The 22,903-nt window shown below is 46.5% G+C and carries 9 protein-coding genes, 1 other RNA gene and 1 CRISPR repeat array; of the genes, 4 read left to right on the top strand and 6 right to left on the bottom strand.

The annotated features are described in order from the left end of the window. Positions 1-296: 296 nt before the first annotated feature. Both ssrS and QUB06_RS06465 read right to left on the bottom strand, forming a co-directional pair. A non-coding RNA gene (gene ssrS / locus QUB06_RS06460) (6S RNA) lies at positions 297-484 on the bottom strand. Between the two features lie 50 nt (positions 485-534). Further along, positions 535-1,797, bottom strand: coding sequence for a 5-(carboxyamino)imidazole ribonucleotide synthase (locus QUB06_RS06465; protein ID WP_333434592.1), 1,263 nt, complete (start codon positions 1,795-1,797; stop codon positions 535-537). A 338-nt stretch (positions 1,798-2,135) separates the two neighbouring features. Here QUB06_RS06465 and purD point away from each other — a divergent pair, with 338 nt between their 5' ends. After that, positions 2,136-3,416 carry a phosphoribosylamine--glycine ligase gene (gene purD, locus QUB06_RS06470; RefSeq protein WP_333434593.1) on the top strand — a complete coding sequence of 427 codons (1,281 nt, stop codon included), beginning with the start codon at positions 2,136-2,138 and terminating at the stop codon, positions 3,414-3,416. 170 nt (positions 3,417-3,586) lie between these two features. After that, a complete protein-coding gene (locus QUB06_RS06475; RefSeq protein WP_333434594.1) occupies positions 3,587-5,773 on the top strand; it encodes an ATP-binding protein in 2,187 nt (728 codons plus the stop codon). A gap of 189 nt (positions 5,774-5,962) precedes the next feature. Here the strand turns inward: QUB06_RS06475 and QUB06_RS06480 are convergent, their stop codons facing one another. From QUB06_RS06480 to QUB06_RS06495, 4 genes are all read right to left on the bottom strand, one after another. Next, entirely contained in the window at positions 5,963-6,862 is a 900-nt protein-coding gene (locus tag QUB06_RS06480; RefSeq protein ID WP_333434595.1) for a S1 RNA-binding domain-containing protein, read from the bottom strand. Positions 6,863-6,961: 99 nt separating this feature from the next. Next, entirely contained in the window at positions 6,962-7,708 is a 747-nt protein-coding gene (locus QUB06_RS06485) for a dienelactone hydrolase family protein (protein WP_333434596.1), read from the bottom strand. A 903-nt stretch (positions 7,709-8,611) separates the two neighbouring features. Next, positions 8,612-16,262: direct repeats of the CRISPR family, unit length 37 nt; unit sequence GCCGGAAAAAACCTAAAACCCTATCAGGGATTGAAAC. 84 nt (positions 16,263-16,346) lie between these two features. Then, positions 16,347-17,549, bottom strand: coding sequence for a glycosyltransferase family 4 protein (locus tag QUB06_RS06490; protein ID WP_333434597.1), 1,203 nt, complete (start codon positions 17,547-17,549; stop codon positions 16,347-16,349). A 399-nt stretch (positions 17,550-17,948) separates the two neighbouring features. Next, positions 17,949-20,267, bottom strand: coding sequence for an IMS domain-containing protein (locus QUB06_RS06495; protein ID WP_333434598.1), 2,319 nt, complete (start codon positions 20,265-20,267; stop codon positions 17,949-17,951). 446 nt (positions 20,268-20,713) lie between these two features. Here QUB06_RS06495 and pdhA point away from each other — a divergent pair, with 446 nt between their 5' ends. After that, complete coding sequence (pdhA, locus tag QUB06_RS06500; protein WP_333147130.1) at positions 20,714-21,751, top strand: pyruvate dehydrogenase (acetyl-transferring) E1 component subunit alpha; 1,038 nt, start codon at positions 20,714-20,716, stop codon at positions 21,749-21,751. 241 nt (positions 21,752-21,992) lie between these two features. Next, the gene (locus tag QUB06_RS06505) at positions 21,993-22,445 is read left to right on the top strand and encodes a retroviral-like aspartic protease family protein (protein ID WP_333408666.1); all 453 of its coding nucleotides are present in this window, start codon (positions 21,993-21,995) and stop codon (positions 22,443-22,445) included. The last annotated feature ends 458 nt before the right edge of the window (positions 22,446-22,903 follow it).

The raw sequence follows: 22,903 nt of genomic DNA on the forward strand, positions 1-22,903 counted from the left end.
ATTGATATTTTGACATATTTTTTCAATTTTTTTGACTGATTTAGCTATTGATTTAGCATACCAAGTAAGGAAGAACCAAAATGGGACTCAATGGTTGAAAAAAAATGTCAATCAAATGCTAAAACTTCGTTGTGCCTACCTCAACGACCTCTTAGCCATTTGAGGCTTTTGCAAAACCGGGATGTTCCCGTTGCAAAAGCCCTCGTCGAGCTCACGTTTACTATGAGTAAAAGCGTGTATCTAAAAAAAAATAGGCTAGCTATATTTCACAGCGCCTATCTCAATCAAAATTTTAATGGCTCCCCGCAACGCCGTCTTACCTCAGCTTTTGACCTGGTATTTTACCAGGTGGGTACCGTTGGCTCGGACTTAAAGTTTCTGGGTACAAGCCCAGTTTACTGCTGTCCAAACATCTTGATTCCCGAGAGTTAAGAGTTATAGATCAAAAAAACATTATTGGCAGTCACCAACGTCGCAGTAGAACCTTTATTTAATATATACCAACTAACCCGATTTTGGCAAGCTTCGAGCAATTTAACTTGCATACCAGATAGATTCAACGGTTTGAGCGATCGCCTCCGCTGACGATCGCCCCTGAGCCACCAAGTCCGCGTCGAGCACAACTGTAACGTGACCGAGTTTGCGGCCGGGACGCGATACTTTCTTACCATACCAATGGACAAAAGCACCGCTAATTTGTGCCAGTTGTTTTCGTTTGGCTAAATAATCGGACTCAGCCGACTCGTAGCCTAGCAAATTTACCATGACAGCGCCTGCACATTTCAGAGCCGAATTACCTAAAGGCAGTTGACAAACAGCACGCAAATGCTGTTCAAATTGTGAAGTTTCACAGGCATCGATCGTAAAATGTCCCGAGTTGTGGGTACGGGGTGCAATTTCATTGACTAACAGCTTATTATCGGCGGTTAAAAATAATTCAATGCCGAATACGCCGACAGCTTGCAAACTGTTGAGGAGAGTGCGGGCGATCGCACAAGCTTCAGTTTTCACATCTACACTAATATCAGCAGGTGCAATCACCAGGCGGCAAACTTGATTTTGCTGTTGGGTTTCTACGATCGGATAAATCGCAATTTCGCCAGTTGCCGATCGAGCCGCAATCACTGCCAATTCGCGATCGAAAGGCACAAACTCTTCCACCAGCAAAGACTGACCTTGGAGTTTAGCACGAATTGACTCAAAACTCCCCCGATCCTTAACAATAAAAGTACCTTGGCCGTCATAACCGTGGCGGCGAACTTTGACGACAAAGGGAAAGTCGATCGATCCAGCATCCGAGTCTCCTGCCATTTGCACGCTGTCGGAAACAGAAATTGCCGGAAAGTCGATCGCAACTTCCTTAAACAATTCTGGGGGCAAATCTGCGCTGCAATCCCATTCCCAAAACCTCGGAGTTGGCAAACCCAAACCTTGTAAATAACAGCGCTGAACGTACTTATCCAACAAAGGAGAAAGCGACGACAAACTCGGCTGAAATAACACACCTTGCTCTTCTAGCGGCTGCAAACCATCCAAATCCACAAACTCATTTTCAAAAGTAATAACATCGCAGCCAGCCGCCAATTGAGCCGTACCCAAAACATCATCAACAGCAGCCCCAATAGCACCAGCAGCAACAGAAACTGCTGGATCGGTAGCATTAGGAGTTTGTACTACCAATTCAATACCTAGCGCCCTAGCAGCATCCCCCATCATCGAAGCTAGCTGGCCGCCGCCGACAACGCCCACCCGCTTAAATTTGGCAGACGAACTCGCAGCGGTTTGATTAGATTTCATGTGAGTAAAATTTCGCAGAGTCAACCTGCCTATCTTATCGCTATTTGCCCCCGGATGAATTACAGTAATTGCAGAGTTAAAAGCCAAAAAATAGTTTTAATTGCCTGATTAAATCGAGGCAGAACCTAGAAAAATTGGGCAGCTAAAGTCTTTAATTATTGCACGCTCCCAGCCATTGAGAAACAGCCGTCGAACGCCACTCCTCCAGAAAAGTGCCACATCTAGCAATTCCCTAGCGCCAAGCATGGCATAATTGACAGCACTGCAAAAAGCAGATAGACAGATGCCAACACTGAAAATCAGACATTCAGGAAACAAAATTGATAGGTGAGGATACTGTGAAAGTTTTAGTTGTGGGAAACGGAGGGCGCGAACACGCGATCGCAAAAAAACTGCTAGAATCTACGCGGATTAAACAAGTATTCTGCGTGCCTGGGAACGGCGGCACAGCTACCACCCCAGGCTGTCAAAATCTGTCGCTCAACATCGACGACTTCCAAGGCATCGAACGCTTTGTGATGGTCAACAACATCGGATTAGTCATCGTCGGCCCCGAATTGCCCCTATCGCTAGGCATCGCCGACTATTTCCAACAGCGAAAAATGATGATTTTCGGCCCCACCAAAGCCGGCGCCCAAATTGAATCCAGCAAATCCTGGGCCAAAGAATTGATGCTCGAAGCAGGCATCCCCACACCCAAAGCTGCCGTATTTACAGACGCAGAAGCAGCAAAAGCATACGTTCTAGAACAAGGAACCCCGATAGTCATCAAAGCAGACGGACTCGCATCAGGCAAAGGAGTCACCGTTGCCACCACCGTCAAAATGGCTCACAGCGCCATCAACACCATTTTCCGAGGCGAATTCGGCACCGACAACATCCGAGTCGTCGTCGAAGAATTCTTAACAGGTCAAGAAGTCTCGATTCTCGCCCTCACCGACGGCATCACAGTGGAACCGTTGCTGCCGGCCCAAGACCACAAAGCTATCGGCGAAGGCGACAAGGGAGCCAACACCGGCGGTATGGGAGCCTACGCCCCAGCGCCCCTTGTCACCCCGGAACTAATGGAAAGGATTCAAGAAGAAATTCTCGAACCCACCCTCGCAGCACTGCAAAAACGCAAAATCGACTACCGGGGTGTACTCTACGCAGGTTTAATGATTACCCCCGACGGAGAACCCAAAGTCTTAGAATTCAACTGCCGTTTCGGAGACCCCGAAACTCAAGCGGTTTTGTCACTGCTGGAAACTCCTTTGGAAGATTTGGTGCTGGCCTGCTGTCAGCAGCGTCTCGGTGAAAATTCTATTCGCTGGAAGTCGGGGGCCTCGGTTTGCGTAGTTTTGGCTTCTGGGGGCTATCCTGGAAGTTATCAAAAAGGCAAAGTTATTACAGGTATCGAGGAAGCTGAAGCCAAAGGAGCAGAAGTGTTTCACGCCGGCACCCAGTTGAAGCAGCAGCAGTTGGTGAGCGACGGCGGTCGGGTTTTGGGCGTCACCGCGGCGGGAGAAACTTTGGAACAAGCTATCTCCAAAGCTTATGCAGCAGTTGATTGTATCCAATTTGAAGGGGTCTACTGCCGTCGGGACATCGGTCGCCGTGCTCTGGGCGATAAAAATTAGGAGTTGCGACATCGGCCGCCATCCGAAAGCCAAGCAATCTCAATGTAGAAATGTAACAATGAAGTTTGGTATCTCTGCGGTGGCGGTAGCGGACAAGTCGCATCAGAAAAGTCGATCGGGAGCCAACGGAATTGATCTTGCTTTTAATATTGAACGGGTGAACTGGTGAAATGCTGGCCATACTAAACAAAATCGGAGAAATTATTGCCCGCTGGTGGTCGGATTTTACCCTCCAGACCCGCCTGATGGCCGGTGCTACCCTCGTAGTGTCGTTAATTATGAGCGGCCTGACATTCTGGGCCGTGAATACTATCCAGCAAGACGCCCGACTTAACGATACTCGCTACGGCCGCGACCTCGGCCTGCTGTTGGCGGCAAATGTGGCGCCGCTGATTGCCAAAAACGATCGCTCCGAAGTCGCCCGCTTTTCCCGCCAATTTTACAGCAGCACCTCCAGCGTCCGCTATATGCTTTATGCAGACGAAGCGGGGGATATTTTCCTGGGGATACCCTTTTCGGAATCCGAGGTGGAGACTTCCCTGACGCTGCGCCGCCAGATCAAACTTCCGGATAATTTTCTCGCCGATATTGAGGCCAGAAATTTAACTTCTTTGCCTTTGGTGCGGCAGCATTTGACGCCAGATGGAGAAGTTACCGATGTATTTGTGCCGTTAATTCATGAAGACAAATATTTGGGAGTTTTGGCGATCGGCATTAACCCCAATCCTGCAGCAGTTATCTCTTCCAATCTGACTAGGGATGTCACTTTAGCAGTATTTGTCACTATTTGGGTGATGGTAATTTTGGGAGCTGTATTTAATGCCCTGACAATTACTCAGCCGATCAAACAATTAGTCTTCGGGGTTAAAAATATCGCCAGCGGGAATTTTAAGCAGCGAGTTGACCTGCCTTTAGGGGGAGAATTGGGCGAGTTGATTGGGAGTTTTAACGAGATGGCCCAGAAACTCGAAAGTTATGAAGAACAAAATATTGAAGAGCTGACAGCGGAAAAAGCTAAGTTAGAAACTTTGGTATCAACGATTGCTGATGGCGCGCTTTTATTAGACGCAAATTTGCAGGTAATTTTAGTTAATCCGACGGGGATGCGGATTTTTGGATGGGAAGGCAAAAATGCGCTCGGAGTAAATGTTCTCAACATTTTGCCTTCGGAAGTGCAGCAGGAGTTGGGGAGACCTTTGCAGGAAATAGCTGCGGGCGATCGCGAAGGCGGCGAATTTCGCATCTCTATGAGCGAACCAGTTAACCGTACAATTCGGATTGTTTTAACTACTGTCATTCTGCACAAAGCGCCCGGTGCTGAACCGCTGTGCAGAAGCTGCATCCGCCATGAGGAAGATACCTGTACAGAGCCACAACGCCCGGTAGCTGTAGAGTGTACTTTCTACGAGCAAACCTCCAAGCATCAAGGTTCCGGAAATTACCGAGAAAGTCTCAAAGGCATTGCAATGACAGTGCAGGATATTACTCGCGAAGTAGAACTCAATGAGGCTAAAAGCAATTTTATCAGCAATGTTTCTCACGAATTGAGAACACCTTTATTTAATATCAAATCTTTTATCGAGACTCTCCACGAGTACGGAGAAGACCTTCTAGAAAGCGAGCGCAGGGAATTCCTAGAAATTGCCAATCGAGAAACCGATCGACTAACTCGTTTAGTTAACGACGTGTTAGACTTATCGCGACTGGAATCCTGCCGAGTTTATCACTTGGAAGCTGTTGACCTCCCGCAAGCTGTGGAACAAACCCTGCGGACTTATCAGTTAAATGCTAAGGATAAAGGCATTGAATTAGAGCAAGAAGTTGACCCGTATTTGCCACCTGCTTTAGGTCATTACGATTTACTGCTGCAAGTATTTGCAAATTTAGTAGGAAATGCCTTAAAATTTACGCAGTCCGGCGGCAAGGTGGCAATTCGAGCGTATTTGCTAGAGCCGGAGGCGCCCACCCACAAAGACGGTCAATCCGTCAACCACAACTTGTCACCGGATGCCAAACATTTTCCAGTAGTGCGGATCGAAATTTCTGATACGGGAATTGGCATTGATCCTGAAGACCAACAAGCAATTTTCGATCGCTTTTTCCGGGTAGAAAACCGAGTACACACTTTAGAAGGAACGGGATTAGGTCTTTCTATTGTCAGAAACATTATTGACAAGCACCACACTAAAATTAATTTAGTTAGCGAAGTTAATGTGGGTACGACTTTCTGGTTCGACTTGGCAGTTTATCAGCCGAAACAAACAGTAGAGATGGAAAATTCTTGGCCAGTGGAAGCAACTGTGGAGAGCGAAACAAGTTCGAGTCATATTAGATCGATTCCGGTTGCACCCGAATGATTGTTTCCGGTGGATGGGGAATCAGGAAGAGAGCAGATTAGTTATATGGGGATTTTTTAACCGCAGATTTCAGCCGATGAACACAGATGAACGCGGATGGGATTTTATCTGTGTCTATGGGGGTTTATCTGCGGTTAAAATTAGATTCCTATTGTTTTCCGGGAGATGGGGTTCTAATTATGTCAAGACTTAAGAAAGAGTCTTTCTAGCACGTTCCGATCGCTCTTCTGCGGTATCCATAACATCCGCCATTTTATCCACCATTTCCCCTGGGTAATTTTCCAGTACCCGAGTAGAAAGCGAAATCCGGCCGCGACTTTCATCGAGGTCAACCACGATCGCTTTCAGGGGTTGACCGGGAGCAAACACCTTTCCAAGGTTATCAATATATTTTTGGCTCACTTGCTTGATGTGCAGCAAACCGCTAACTCCTTCCAAGTCCACAAACACGCCAAAAGGCTTGATGCTGCTGACTTTTCCTTCCACCAACTGACCAATTTGCAAATCCTTGAAGGCATTCGATTGAGTGGCCATCCGCTGGGAAAGTACGAGTTTTTCTCGCTCGCGATCGACCTCCAAAAAATTAACGCTCAAAGATTGACCGATCAGCGATTCTAGGTTATCGCGATCGACTAAGTGCGATCTGGGAATAAAGCCGCGCATTCCCTGAACATCTACTGTCACGCCGCCCTTATTCGCCCCAGTAACCCGCACCTGAAGAACTTTACCGGTTTCCTGCAATTCAACTAAATCTTCCCAAGCTTGCTGAATTTGTAACTGCCGCAGGGACAAAGTAACTTGGCCATCGGCATCTTGTTCGCGGATAATCAAAAAGTCCCGTTCCTCGTCCAGCGGAACCACTTCCGACAAATCCGTTACTGTTCTCAAAGCAGCCTCTTCGATCGGCAAAAAAGCCGAAGACTTGCCGCCGATATCAACATACGCGCCGTTTGAGTCGTACTCGAACACTTTGCCGCGCACTACTTGTCCCTTCTGGAACTCGTAATTGTGCTGTTCGAGGGCTTTAGCAAAATCATCCATTGAAAAGGATGCTTTTGCGCTTTGAGAACCTGTAGATTTGGAATTCATGTCAGTTTAGTTGTCAGTTGTCAGTAATTTAGTTGGCAGTCGTCAGTAGAAAAAATTTTCCCACTCTCCCCATCTCCCTATCTCCCCATCTCCCACTCTCTAAGCTGGTTGAAGTTGCTGATGAAATAGCTGCTTTACCTGCACCCACGAGTCGGCTGCTGCCGTAGCGTCGTAACTGCCGCGGTGGTCGCAGAAGAAGCCGTGATCGGCATTGTAGCGGAAAATTTGGTGAGAAATACTGTGTTTTTGCAATTCTGCGGCGATTTGGTCAACTTGTTCTAAGGGAATGCTGGCGTCTTGGGTGCCAAAAAAGGCGTAGAGAGTGCCTTTAATGTCTGCTGTGCGGGCGATCGTGGGGGTGCCGCCGCCGGGGGTTTGGGTGGCGATACCGGCGCCGTAGAACGACGCTGTAGCCTTGATTTCGGGCAAAGTAGCGGCAAGGTAGGCGACGTGTCCTCCAAAGCAGAAACCGATGCAGCCAAAACCTTCTTGTTTGACAGAGGGTAGAGTTTTGAGGTAATCGATGGTGGCTTGGATATCGCTGAGAAGTTCGGAAGCCGTGGTTTTTTCTTTGTATTCTCTGCCGATTTGGATAGCTTCGGGTGTGTAGCCGGTTTCAAAGCCGGGGGCTTGACGCTGGTAAATGGCTGGGGCGATCGCCACATATCCTTCTTTTGCTATTCTTTCTGTAACTTCGCGGATGTGCGAGTTGACGCCAAAGATTTCTTGAATTACGATAACTGCGGGAAATTGCCCTGGGGAGGCTGGCTGGGCTAGGTATGCAGCTATTTGCAAATCCCCGTTAGGAACTGTGACGTTTTTGGTGCTAATTTCGGCTTTTGTCATAGGTAGTTTTAAGGTAAATGCCACTCTACTGATTTTAAGTTAATTTGGGGATTTTTTAGGCAATTCGCCAATAATATTTTTCGGAACCGCGAAGCGCAAATACCTCAAATATAGCAAGTAAAAATTCGATAATTATTGAAGGTTTAGATTTTGCTGAACAAGTGGGAGAAAATGACTCCTAGCAATTAATTGGGAATTCAATTTCGGTAAAATATAAGTTATGGTCTGTGATTTTCTAAAGCATAGATTTTGATAAGTCTACGACTTGGCAGCTTTTATATGGCTTTTTCGTGAGGTTTTAGAGATAAGTGTCTAAGTCGTTAGCTGTTGAATATGAGCTAATTTTTTTTGATATATCGGAGTTGTGTTTTAATCGCTTTGCTTTCTGGCTGGCGGAATCGTTTGAGGAGATTGATGGAGGCTAGGACTCAAGTCTAAGTTACGATCGCCACGCCGAACAAAGTCATCGAACCAGTTGAGGAGATTGATGGAGGCTAGGACTCAAGTCTAAGTTACGATCGCCCTGCCGAACAAAGTTATCGAACCCAAGGAAGACTGTATTTTGTTTTTTCCGCTGTGCGCTGGCTGTCAGGCTAAGATCGAAGGTATTGGTGGCGTAGAGCCCGTTGAGCGCAGAATATTTTTTCCTTAGTTTGCGTCCATCGGTAGGTGTTAAAATCGGAGTATCAAATTTTTCGGCTCAAACTCATGTGCAGCAAGAGTTTGATGCCCCTAGGGTGAAAAAAAGACTGACGCAAAGTCTGAAAGCTTTACAGGATAGGGTTTTGGAGTGGGTATGGAAAGTCGGGTATTGACAAGCCGAAGGCTGGAATGGTACTTTTATCTTAGCTGGACGCAACTGCACCTTGAAAACCAAATACACCCTGGCTTCTGGAACGGGCGGCCGGAAAAAACCTAAAACCCTATCAGGGATTGAAACTTTAAATTGATATTATTAGTTTGTTATCCCACTTGCCGGAAAAAACCTAAAACCCTATCAGGGATTGAAACTTTGCCGTCAATATTAGTCTGCGAACGAATTGCCTTTAGCCGGAAAAAACCTAAAACCCTATCAGGGATTGAAACCGATGACCGTCCTCGCTAAATACAGATGCCAATGCCAGCCGGAAAAAACCTAAAACCCTATCAGGGATTGAAACATCGATTTCACAACCTTTAGCAGATTTAAAAATCAAGGCCGGAAAAAACCTAAAACCCTATCAGGGATTGAAACTTTTGGGAAACATTCGGCGATTAATCGCTGCGCTGCCGGAAAAAACCTAAAACCCTATCAGGGATTGAAACACGCCTCAACCGGCAAAACTGCCACTCAAAACAGCGCCGGAAAAAACCTAAAACCCTATCAGGGATTGAAACATACTGGAAGAAGTACCCGCAGGCGGTGGATTACCAAGCCGGAAAAAACCTAAAACCCTATCAGGGATTGAAACAAATAAATAAAATCACCGGGTTGAAGACCGAAGGCCTTACAGCCGGAAAAAACCTAAAACCCTATCAGGGATTGAAACGATTTATCGCAGCTTTTAGCTTATTCGCTAGCATGCCGGAAAAAACCTAAAACCCTATCAGGGATTGAAACTTTTTAGTGGCGGTCGGTGGATGAGAAGGCATTGAGCCGGAAAAAACCTAAAACCCTATCAGGGATTGAAACACGACTTTTTGGTGGCGGTCAGACCGCTGCTGGCGCCGGAAAAAACCTAAAACCCTATCAGGGATTGAAACTTTATTATAGTGCAATACACTGCAATAATGCAACATGCCGGAAAAAACCTAAAACCCTATCAGGGATTGAAACACCCCGTCGTACCCGAACCCCGATATTTCGATCGGGGCCGGAAAAAACCTAAAACCCTATCAGGGATTGAAACTACTTGGACTCTGCCACGACCGCACTCTGTTGTAGCTACCGAGCCGGAAAAAACCTAAAACCCTATCAGGGATTGAAACAATCACTTTGTACATAATAACTGTCACAGTGCCAGCCGGAAAAAACCTAAAACCCTATCAGGGATTGAAACGGATTGTACGGAGCGCTGTACGACCCAACGCATGCCGGAAAAAACCTAAAACCCTATCAGGGATTGAAACCCCTCGGACAAGATTCGCTATCAGCGATGCTGAGGCCGGAAAAAACCTAAAACCCTATCAGGGATTGAAACGAAAAGGACAAAGGAGCCTACGAATCTCCCAAAAGCAGCCGGAAAAAACCTAAAACCCTATCAGGGATTGAAACTGATTATGGCTGCCTTAACTTTGGGTTTAAATTTTAGCCGGAAAAAACCTAAAACCCTATCAGGGATTGAAACTTATCAAATACGGCTCGCACATCATTAAATTGAGCCGGAAAAAACCTAAAACCCTATCAGGGATTGAAACCACGAACGCCGACCTATTTTACTTTCGGCAGATTGGGCCGGAAAAAACCTAAAACCCTATCAGGGATTGAAACAATACCCTTATTCCCGATGGATGCAACCTGATATATATAAGCCGGAAAAAACCTAAAACCCTATCAGGGATTGAAACGCTTCCAAGTAATACCGCTATCTAAGTCGCCAAAAGCCGGAAAAAACCTAAAACCCTATCAGGGATTGAAACAAAAGCACTAATAAATGAGCCCACAAAAACTCAATAAGCCGGAAAAAACCTAAAACCCTATCAGGGATTGAAACTAAAGGGGATGGCTCTTTGGAATATGCACAGTTAGCCGGAAAAAACCTAAAACCCTATCAGGGATTGAAACCAAGCAAGGACAAGAATATGAGCACAGTAGATGTAGCCGGAAAAAACCTAAAACCCTATCAGGGATTGAAACTGATTTTAAGAATCAAAAAGATAAACGTACAATGCCGGAAAAAACCTAAAACCCTATCAGGGATTGAAACCCGCACTCGCCCTACCAGCAATATTCGGCCGAGCCGGAAAAAACCTAAAACCCTATCAGGGATTGAAACGTCAGAATTGCGATCGCAACTTGCAACAGCAGAGCCGGAAAAAACCTAAAACCCTATCAGGGATTGAAACGGAGGAAGCGGCCGGCGACAAACAAGTCGCTCGATTGCGCCGGAAAAAACCTAAAACCCTATCAGGGATTGAAACATCAACCTTGGGTAACTCCGCAGAATTACCCGCGCCGGAAAAAACCTAAAACCCTATCAGGGATTGAAACGGGTAATTCTCTGCTGGCAGTGGCTGATTTTTGTGCCGGAAAAAACCTAAAACCCTATCAGGGATTGAAACATTTGCTCACAAGGCCTAATGCCTTGTGAAATCGCCGGAAAAAACCTAAAACCCTATCAGGGATTGAAACTGGGTTTGCTTGCTGTTTTGAAGGTCGCCGCTGCGCTCTGAGCCGGAAAAAACCTAAAACCCTATCAGGGATTGAAACTCTAAACTTGAGTTTGTTTAGCACTTTAGTAAATAGCGCCGGAAAAAACCTAAAACCCTATCAGGGATTGAAACTTCGAGTTCTTGGCGCCTGTGTTCGTCAATATCCTGCCGGAAAAAACCTAAAACCCTATCAGGGATTGAAACTACGGCGCGCCATCTGCCAACCTTCCCGGTTCAAGCCGGAAAAAACCTAAAACCCTATCAGGGATTGAAACCCCGTCGTTCCCGCCCCGCGCTACTTTGACCGCGGCCGGAAAAAACCTAAAACCCTATCAGGGATTGAAACTCGCAGTTTTCAAAGTGTCCGAAATTTCGGACACTTTTTTGCCGGAAAAAACCTAAAACCCTATCAGGGATTGAAACTCGCACGTTTACAATGGTGTTGATAAATTCTGTACGCCGGAAAAAACCTAAAACCCTATCAGGGATTGAAACGGGAATTCGCATTGAGACGTACTGATTGAGCAAGGCCGGAAAAAACCTAAAACCCTATCAGGGATTGAAACGTCGCAGCAGGTCGATCGGCACAAATTTCCACTGCCGGAAAAAACCTAAAACCCTATCAGGGATTGAAACCACGGCACACTCTCTATTGATAACACTTTTGCATATATTGCCGGAAAAAACCTAAAACCCTATCAGGGATTGAAACCTAAAGCCTGATTTCTGAGAGTATCCTTGGGCATATCGCCGGAAAAAACCTAAAACCCTATCAGGGATTGAAACTATGCCGGCCAGTGGCTACCCGGTCAGGGATTTCAGGCCGGAAAAAACCTAAAACCCTATCAGGGATTGAAACTCTATGTGTTTCCATTGCAAGCCGATGGCCTCAGCCGGAAAAAACCTAAAACCCTATCAGGGATTGAAACGGAGCAAATAATTATGCTGCCGTAGAAGTGCGCGCTTGCGCCGGAAAAAACCTAAAACCCTATCAGGGATTGAAACAAAAGCGATTCAGGCAAGTCCGCAACAGGCGATCGCCGGAAAAAACCTAAAACCCTATCAGGGATTGAAACGCTGTGTGGGGTGTCTAGTTTGGCAACTTTGAGCCGGAAAAAACCTAAAACCCTATCAGGGATTGAAACTTGTTGGGCGATCGGCACAATCTAGAATCTAAAGCCGGAAAAAACCTAAAACCCTATCAGGGATTGAAACGAAACAAAAGAGCAGATGGCGCGCGATCGATTTAAGCCGGAAAAAACCTAAAACCCTATCAGGGATTGAAACATGATTTCAGTTAGACTGACACCCTTGCTAAGCGTGCCGGAAAAAACCTAAAACCCTATCAGGGATTGAAACACGAATTGTAAGAGTTAAAAACGCATAATTTTTCGCCGGAAAAAACCTAAAACCCTATCAGGGATTGAAACTACTGGACTCATAGCACTACGGGTTCTACTTACTGCGCCGGAAAAAACCTAAAACCCTATCAGGGATTGAAACGTAAGCTTTTGTAGTTCATTGATAGTGAAAGAAAGTTCGGCCGGAAAAAACCTAAAACCCTATCAGGGATTGAAACTTAATAGCCCAAGGGAAACTGGCTAAGCAATTAGAAAAGCCGGAAAAAACCTAAAACCCTATCAGGGATTGAAACATGGTCTAACTGGCAGCAGAATCCATTAGGAAGAGCCGGAAAAAACCTAAAACCCTATCAGGGATTGAAACGCCGGGTGCATCGCTTCCTCCCTTCTGGGATGGATTGCGCCGGAAAAAACCTAAAACCCTATCAGGGATTGAAACTCAAATTGAGCAGGATCGCCTAGAACTTCACTTGCCGGAAAAAACCTAAAACCCTATCAGGGATTGAAACTTCGCGGGTGACGCTTGCAGATGTTGAAGCAATATTGCCGGAAAAAACCTAAAACCCTATCAGGGATTGAAACAATAGTAGGCTGATCCAAATAAGTAGTAATGCACAGAGCCGGAAAAAACCTAAAACCCTATCAGGGATTGAAACCCCAGAATTCTTGTGACAAAAGGAGTTGTTGTTAAAGCCGGAAAAAACCTAAAACCCTATCAGGGATTGAAACCACGATGACCCCAGCGGCCAGACTTGGCGGCCTTCGCCGGAAAAAACCTAAAACCCTATCAGGGATTGAAACCTCTCGCAATTAGAGGCGAGAATCTCCGAGCATTATGGGCCGGAAAAAACCTAAAACCCTATCAGGGATTGAAACTTATGGTTACAGGGGTAGTCATACTAACGGAGTATGCCGGAAAAAACCTAAAACCCTATCAGGGATTGAAACTATTGATTGATTGAGGGCTTTAATGGATGCCGATAGAGCCGGAAAAAACCTAAAACCCTATCAGGGATTGAAACCTACCCTTGCACCCGCTCAAATGATTGTAGATGCTCAAGCCGGAAAAAACCTAAAACCCTATCAGGGATTGAAACTAAGGGAAAAAATGCTAGTAAAAATAAAAGCAAAGCCGGAAAAAACCTAAAACCCTATCAGGGATTGAAACGTAAAATCACTTCAATATAATCAGGAGACAACTCGCCGGAAAAAACCTAAAACCCTATCAGGGATTGAAACAAGAGAGGCACAGCAAAAATTCAATAATTAGTAAGCCGGAAAAAACCTAAAACCCTATCAGGGATTGAAACTGACAGTGTGAAAAACTATCGCAGCATACCAGCCGCCGGAAAAAACCTAAAACCCTATCAGGGATTGAAACACGCTTATATCACGCTTGTATCATGCTTTTGTTATTGCCGGAAAAAACCTAAAACCCTATCAGGGATTGAAACGTGACAGACTCATTGCAAGAGGCAGAAGCTTTAGCCAGCCGGAAAAAACCTAAAACCCTATCAGGGATTGAAACCACTGATGAACTCGCTCATGCTTCCCGCTGTCGAGCCGGAAAAAACCTAAAACCCTATCAGGGATTGAAACTAGTTACAACTTAGGTGTATTTTTATAATTAGTTAAAGCCGGAAAAAACCTAAAACCCTATCAGGGATTGAAACGGATATGTAGGTAGCGGCCGATTTGTCTTTAAGGGCGAGCCGGAAAAAACCTAAAACCCTATCAGGGATTGAAACAATAACACAACACCACCCAAACCACCGAGAGACAGCGCCGGAAAAAACCTAAAACCCTATCAGGGATTGAAACCTAGTTCTGCCAGTGCCTGAGTGTTGGCTGAGTGAGCCGGAAAAAACCTAAAACCCTATCAGGGATTGAAACGAATCCCAAGCTTTCATCACGGCCCAAAATGCAGGGCCGGAAAAAACCTAAAACCCTATCAGGGATTGAAACTTTTGCTGCATTAACTCCAACTGCTGCTGCATTAACGCCGGAAAAAACCTAAAACCCTATCAGGGATTGAAACTGGGTATTGATAAAGCCGAGAATGATGCGCGAGTAAGCCGGAAAAAACCTAAAACCCTATCAGGGATTGAAACGAGTGACGTACCCGATAGCGTATAGAAGGTAGATTGCCGGAAAAAACCTAAAACCCTATCAGGGATTGAAACTCCAGCAATTTATCTCACTTGGTTTGGCTTCTCTAAGCCGGAAAAAACCTAAAACCCTATCAGGGATTGAAACTCGTGTATAGTGGTAGCGGCCCCTTGAAAAAGGGTGCCGGAAAAAACCTAAAACCCTATCAGGGATTGAAACATACTTGGGGTGATTTTTGCTTCAGACTTTCTGCCGAGCCGGAAAAAACCTAAAACCCTATCAGGGATTGAAACGCTGATATTGATTCTGTATCAAAAGCAATTTCTAGCCGGAAAAAACCTAAAACCCTATCAGGGATTGAAACCATCTATAGCCGTGTATTTGCGCGTTTAACCAGCCTCACGCCGGAAAAAACCTAAAACCCTATCAGGGATTGAAACATAGGATGCGTCTGCTTGTGATTTAGGAAGCGTTCTGCCGGAAAAAACCTAAAACCCTATCAGGGATTGAAACTGATGAAGACTTTTACCCCGGCAAAACATTTTCGCCGGAAAAAACCTAAAACCCTATCAGGGATTGAAACCGTTGTTGTGAAGTTGTCCACTCTTTGTATTTAGGCCGGAAAAAACCTAAAACCCTATCAGGGATTGAAACAAAATGCTTATTGGTGTATTAGCTGGGAGGTTGTGATAGCCGGAAAAAACCTAAAACCCTATCAGGGATTGAAACTGTCAGGTCTAACCCGTCTTCTTCATTTTTAGCGCCGGAAAAAACCTAAAACCCTATCAGGGATTGAAACGGATCAGAACACTTGAAGCAAAATTAATCATGACGCCGGAAAAAACCTAAAACCCTATCAGGGATTGAAACACATATTGGCTGGGGTTCCACTGCCGAAGTACCAGGGCCGGAAAAAACCTAAAACCCTATCAGGGATTGAAACGGACGGTCGCCGCTGCATAAATTTGTACTCAATCCGCCGGAAAAAACCTAAAACCCTATCAGGGATTGAAACCTTAATTCTTTTAGCTTGATAATCATTTTGGTTCCCTGCCGGAAAAAACCTAAAACCCTATCAGGGATTGAAACAAGAAAGAGCGTAATCTGATATCGAGCTTGCAAGCCGGAAAAAACCTAAAACCCTATCAGGGATTGAAACGCACTTGCTAAATATTTTGGCTTATCAGGTAAGAAATGGCCGGAAAAAACCTAAAACCCTATCAGGGATTGAAACAACCTAAATGTTCCATGACGATTCTTAAGTTCTCTAAGCCGGAAAAAACCTAAAACCCTATCAGGGATTGAAACAACCCTCAAAACCACTAATCAACATGACCACAAAGCCGGAAAAAACCTAAAACCCTATCAGGGATTGAAACGCGGCAGAGGCTTAGATATGAATACAAATAGCGACCGGAAAAAACCTAAAACCCTATCAGGGATTGAAACTGGGAGAAAGAAGCGATTCGCCCAGAGTTGGAAAGCCGGAAAAAACCTAAAACCCTATCAGGGATTGAAACCATTTTTTTATGAACAAGGAAGAAATACCTCTTGCCGGAAAAAACCTAAAACCCTATCAGGGATTGAAACTGCGTATTCTATGCTCTTGGTTACTATTTCAGCTTGCCGGAAAAAACCTAAAACCCTATCAGGGATTGAAGCGTAGTGTATTCTGCGGGTTGCAAGGTAGAGATTGACCGGAAAAAACCTAAAACCCTATCAGGGATTGAAACATCTGCTGCACCTAAACCAGTAGGTGCGGCAGCATCTTCGCCGGAAAAAACCTATTTCCCCATCTAGGGCTTGAAACGCCCAAACTACAAAATTATTGGCTCAAAAATAGACTTGTCCTCTCTCTTTCTATCTCCTCCCATAACCTCAAGCAATCGATCGACTACGCGCCTCCAAGTAAAATTTTCAGCCACAAAAGCCGGGCCCGCAACCCTCGCTTTCGCAGCGATTCCAGGCTGTTCGATCGCCCTTTGCATCAAATCAGTCAAATGTTCCCACTCAGGAGCTAAGATAAATAAGGTTTCCCCGTCACTCACGACAGCCGTAAATTTACTTTCGATCCGCTGTGCAAAGTCCGATCGCGTAAAATCATCCGTAGGGCCGCCCCCAGTGCAAATAACAGGCAAACCGCAAGCTGCAGCTTCCAACACCGGCAGATTAAAACCTTCTGCCAAATAGGGAGAAACATAAACATCTGCTGCTTGGTAAAACTCTGCTATTTGAGCAAAAGATAGCTGGCTACCCGTATAAATTAATCTTGGTAAAACCCTCGCTCTTTCCGCATCGTTGAGCACAACTCGGCAGGCTTGGGCAATCTCGTCTCTCGACGGATAAAGCAGTTCAGAACCTTTTAAAACTAATCTCGCATCTGGATATTTGTCAACTACCGCAGCGAAGGCTTTTAATAAAGGGCGAATACCTTTGCGATCCGTTTGCCCTCCGATGTTTAAAAATATAAAATAGTTTGACCAGCCCAAGCTTTGGCGCAGTGATTGACGCCGATCGCCCGCAGCAGGATAATAAATCTGAGGATCGACTCCCAAAGGTACAACGGCAATGCGATCGGCCTCAACTCCGCTGCGAATTAAGCCGGCTTTTGACCAAGCTGAAGGTGTAATAATTTTCGTTTCTGAGTTAACCGGGGTTTCGGCGATCGACTTAACACCCATCGCCTGTAATACTGAACTCGTAATAATCCCCCATTCTGTGGCTGCAAATACCCAAGTTTGAGCGCTGCTGGATGCCGAGAAATCCCACGGGCAGTACATTCGCAGGGTAACATCCGCTGACTGATTTACCCCAGGGCTCTTAATGCTGCGAAGTAATGTTTCATTTGGGCGATCGAACAAACTAATTTTCGTCTCCCAAGCTGCGTCAATGTAGGGCATATCGCGGTGGAAAAGCTCAATTTGTCCTCGCGGGCGATCGAGCATTTCCAGCAGTTGAAATTGATTGGCTACGCAATAGGAATGATAAATAAAACGCCAGCCTTCAACAATAATCTGCAATTCAAAACTCCCGCTTTTGGAATTAAAAATTTAACTAATAATCAGAAATTGGTAATTAGTAATTAGCCAGCAAAAATTACCAATTACCAATTACCAGAAAGAATAGGTTTACAGCCAGAGCCCCGATCAGGAGAAATTAAAAGAAGACTGTTCATTAAGCTGTTGGGCATCTAAATTGTATTTTTTGGGCGGGCGAGACGCCCACCCCACAAGACTTTTCTTAAATTTGACTCTACAATTTAAATGCACTTCAGCTTACTCCAATCCTCTTCCTTCCAGGTAGATGTCGGTATCCCAGGTCAACTGTCAACTGTCAACTGTCAACTGTCAACTGTCAACTGTCAACTGTCAACTGTCAACTGTCAACTGTCAACTATCAACTGTCAACTGAACAATTCCTTACTTAATCACTTGCCAATCCATAATCCGCCACTGTCCCTCTTGACGGATCAAGTCGTAGCGCACCCGCAGGTTTTCATTGCGCGAAGAAACGAGTTGAGAACGATCGAACACTTCGGCTTTTTCCGAGACTTGGGCATCTACTTGGGCGCGATCGGGATTAGTCGGATTTGTGGTAACTCCATTAACTTGCAGCTTGTGTACATAACGCTGGTGCGCGTTGTTACGCTGTTGAGCTTCTGCCATCAATTGCCAGCGAGACAAAGCCGGTTCTGTCAGAACTTGCTTTAATTCTTCGACAGCGTGATTGGGGCCCAAAGCCGCTGCTTTCGCCGATAGCCAGCCTTGAACTAAGTCTTTTGCTGCTACCTCATTGATTTCTCCCGACACTGCGCCTGCTGCGCTCGGCTCTGGGGTCGGGGCCACGGCAGGGATTTCCAGCGGCGGTTCTTCCAGGCGGACGAGGGCTTGCTCTCCTTGGAGGGGGCCCGATAGGGCTTGCATCGCGCTAGCCAAGAGACTGAGTATTAACCACAAAAGTAACAGGCTCACGACACCTGCGACTAGAAACAAAGCCAGCCTGTTTGGAGGCATGGACTTGACTTGGGCGGTAATTTCTGCTGCCTTGGTGCGCGCTCGATCGGCAAAATCGCCCTTTAGCCCATTGCCGCTTGCTCCGCTTCGCCCTGAATGTTGGCGTCTGCGATGTTTGGAAGTCGATTCTGCAGGGTGTGGCACTGTAGCTATCGGGATAGACACGGGGGCAACAGCGCTAGGCGCGGCCACCGTTGCCTGGGATTTCGCGCCCGAAGCTGCGGTGGAAGCGTCGCCCGGTACGGGGGTCAAGGTGACTGTACTGGCTCCCTGCTTCGCTGTGGGTGGCTGTGGGGGTATGGCAGCCGGCGATCGGCCTGCTGTCGGTTGCAGTCGCCCTGGCTGCTTGCCGGCGCGGGGCTGCACGACGACCCATTCGTTGGCGGTTTCTGCGTCCTGTGGCAAAGCTTCTAGGTAAGCTTGTACTTTCGGGTCAGCAAAGTAGTCTTTCAATGACACTGACTCGTTGGCCAAGTCGCGGAAGTGGGGAAACACTTCTTCTTGTAGCCAATGTTCGGCGTACAAGCACAGTCCGGGCAACAAGTCGGGTGAATCTTGGGAATGCTCGCGAATGAAGGCCAGGGGTTCTTTTTCCGAACTGAGTTCGAGGGCTCTGCTGGCTTCTTCTGTCTGGCCCAGCAGCAGGGAACAGACGGCTTTTTCCAGGTGAACGTCTTGGCGGCGACCGAGCTGCATCAGCATCAGCTTTGCCCGACGGATCATCGATGGCTGTCTGGCGGCAAATCCTTGGGCTAACAGGGTGTAGACCGAGAGGTAAGTGGCGACTGCGGAGGGGCGGCCGGCTTCGGCTTCAAATAGCGCCTGCTGCTCGCTGCTGGTTAGGTGTTTACGCATTTGCTGCACGAACCGGAGGAAGTCTTCTATTCCTAAACCCGATCGATCGTCTCCCGAACCGTCGATACCGCCTCGTTCTTGAAGCATTTCTCGCAGGATTTGCAGTCCCTTGCGACGCTCGGCGACTTTTTCTTCGGGAAGCGATAATAGCTCTAAAATGTTGTACGGACGGAGTTTGTATATGTCGGCTTGCATTTCACCCCTCACGCTTGCAAATAGGCTTTCGCGCAGCAGCAATTCTTGACCTGCTTCTAATGATTTTGCGGCATTTTCGTACTGACCTTGCTGCCACTGTTCGCGGCCGAGTTCTAGACAGGCAAGGCTGACGGTTAAAACTATATCTGGCCTCACGAGCTGAGGGTCGCCGAAACGACCTTCTGCGATCGCGATGCTGCCATTGTTAAGATACGGGCGACCCAGCTTCTGTACGAGTTCGTATTCTCCCAGTTCTTGCAGTATGAGCAGGGCTCCTACGAATTGGTTGTCATCGATTTCAATACTTGGAGTGTGGGGGTCGGGAGCAGCCTCTAAAGCCTTGGACTCTGCCGGAGCGGTTTCTCCTGCGTCTTGCAGGAAGGTGGCCGGGCCTGCTGAGGTTTTTGACCTCTGGTGCTTGGCTTCCTGTGCGGCTTCCGACTCTCGATCGTAAGTTTTGGCTAAAAAACTGGCATCGTAAGCTTTGCGCCCCTCTGAGTCTGACAGAACGGCGCAGGCTTCATCGAGCAGTTGTTTGCGGGCGACGATCGCAACTTCAGAATACTCCCTGCGCGGAAGCTGTAAAGTTCGATCGCGGTGAGCCTGCTGCAACTGTTCGGCAGTAGCTTGAATCGGTAGACCCAAAATCCGGTAGTAATCTAGTGGAATTAACACTGTCCACTTCCCCAAAGCGCTAGCAACTGAATTAGCCTATCTTAAGTGACATACTCCCGCAAACCAAATCAAAAATTCTGGTGTTGGCTTCCAACCGCCCCATTCACGGTATGTTGGACTTGCCGTAGAGAGCCTCTGATTTTTTTCCCTCTACAGCGTTTTACAGTGAGGAAAATGGAAAGCCCCACTGCCCGTCAGCTAAATGAGTGGTTTGACTCTTGAGCATTTTCGGGTTTGAGAGTAATGGAATTATATCATTCGCGTGCATGGGGTTTAGATGGGAGTTGGTTCTCCGAGTCCCGGCAATCCGCCCCGCCTGCCAAACTCATTTTAACAATTGGTGAACTGCTGCACAGAAAAGGTGCGATCGTTTTCTGCTGCGCTTGTGTCCCATCTGGGTTTAAATTTAGATGTCTAGGAAGCCGATCGTCGGGTATTAATTATTTATGGTTCAGGAACGGACTTTACCAGTTTTTGACGCGCAAAGCGTAACCATTTCTCGGGATGAGGGCTTGATGCTCTACGAGGATATGGTCTTGGGGCGCTACTTTGAGGACAAGTGTGCTGAGATGTACTACCGGGGCAAAATGTTTGGTTTTGTCCACTTGTACAACGGTCAGGAAGCTGTGTCTACTGGCGTGATTCGATCGATGCGCCGGGATGACACTGATTACGTCAGCAGCACCTACCGCGATCACGTTCACGCTTTGAGCGCGGGCGTCCCGGCGCGGGAGGTAATGGCGGAGTTGTTCGGGAAGGAAACAGGTTGCTCGAAAGGCCGCGGCGGTTCGATGCACATGTTTTCGGCCGAACACCGACTATTGGGAGGTTATGCTTTTGTGGCTGAGGGGATTCCTGTAGCTACGGGGGCGGCTTTTCAATCGAAGTACCGGCGCGAAGCTTTGGGGGATGAAAGTTCCGATGGCGTGACAGCTTGTTTTTTCGGCGATGGTGCTGCAAATAACGGGCAGTTTTTTGAGTGTTTGAACATGGCGGCTTTGTGGAAGTTGCCGATTATTTATGTTGTGGAAAACAACAAATGGGCGATCGGGATGGCCCACGAGCGAGCTACTTCTGACCCGCTGATTTACAAAAAAGCTCATGCTTTTGGCATGGCTGGTTTTGAGGTTGATGGGATGGATGTTTTGGCGGTGCGGGAAGTGGCGAAGGAAGCTGTAGCGCGGGCGCGGGCCGGCGAGGGGCCGACTTTGATTGAGGCTTTGACTTATCGCTTTCGCGGCCATTCTTTGGCAGATCCTGATGAGTTGCGTTCTAAGGAAGAGAAGGAATATTGGTTCCCCCGCGATCCGATTAAGAAGTTGGCTGCTGAGTTGATCGATCGAACTTTGGCGACTGCTGAAGAATTGAAAGAGATCGATAATAAGATTCAAGCAGTAATTGATGATGCAGTCGATTTTGCTGAGAAAAGCGCCGAACCAGATCCTAGCGAATTGTATCGGTTTATCTATGCAGAAGATGAGTAAGCTGTTGTGCATTTAACTTGTATGTTTAGGGCGGGCAGGATGCCCAACCCCTACTCCCCACAAGAGTGATATATCCCCGTAGGGACACGGCGAAAGCCTTTGTCCCTACTGCACTTCCTAAACCAGAAATACGCTGTAAGACTTACCTACAAACTCTACTTGTAGGGTGTGCAGTGCGAACCTTACAACCATAAATTGTGGCTATAATCAAAGGTAGACTTTCTAGACGAAAAGAGGCGATATGATAAATCTCGATCGCGATCTAACTCAAGCCAGCAAAAATATGGGTGCAGTTCGAGTCAAAGTCAAGCTAACGAATGCCATTGATGAAGCCTTAGTGAGCCGAGGAGTGCTCAATCCAACTCTGTTGCGCGTATACGAAGCAGAAGCACTGATAGATAGTGGCGCAGTCAGAACTGCGTTACCTGCGGATGTAGTAGAGCAGCTCGGTTTAAGAATTCGGAGTCAGGAAATAGCAAAATATGCTGATGGCCGACAAGAAACAGTAGGATTGACTGAGCCTGTTATCATTGAAATAGAAGGGCGCGAGACAATTGAGGCGGCAATGGTTTTAGGCGATATGGTACTCATCGGTCAAACAGTGTTAGAAACTTTAGATTTGCTGGTAGATTGCAAAAATCAGCGTCTAGTTCCCAATCCCGAAAATCCCGAAAGACCTGTATTGAGAGTTTAATACTCCATCCCGCTTAAATACCTCCTTGATTTATGGGGTTTCAACCGCCTTGAACCTTTTTTAGTATTTATTAATTAAATAGCTAAAATATATCGTGTTATATAAATATATAATTCAGTTATTAAATTCGTATTAAATTGTTTGATAGCTGATGGTAGTTGGTAATGATTAAACTCAAAACTTGAATATGTGGCTGCAAAGTCAGTCAATCGATTTTAGATTTTAGATTTTAGATTTTAGAGGCGACCCCACGGATAAATGCGGGGGCTCTTCTGATTTTCGATTTTCGATTTTCGATTGATTCCACGGATAAATCACGGGGCGGGTACCACCTTTGAAATTCGTGGTCAAGAAACTTATGGTTTAATTATTGCGAAATAAATCGACCGAGAAAGGTACGGCCCGGCTCGCCGGAACCTGTGGAACTAAATTCTTGGGAGATTGAATTTCATCAACGC

This window comes from Microcoleus sp. D2_18a_D3 (assembly GCF_036702455.1).
Classification (GTDB): Bacteria; Cyanobacteriota; Cyanobacteriia; order Cyanobacteriales; family Microcoleaceae; genus Microcoleus.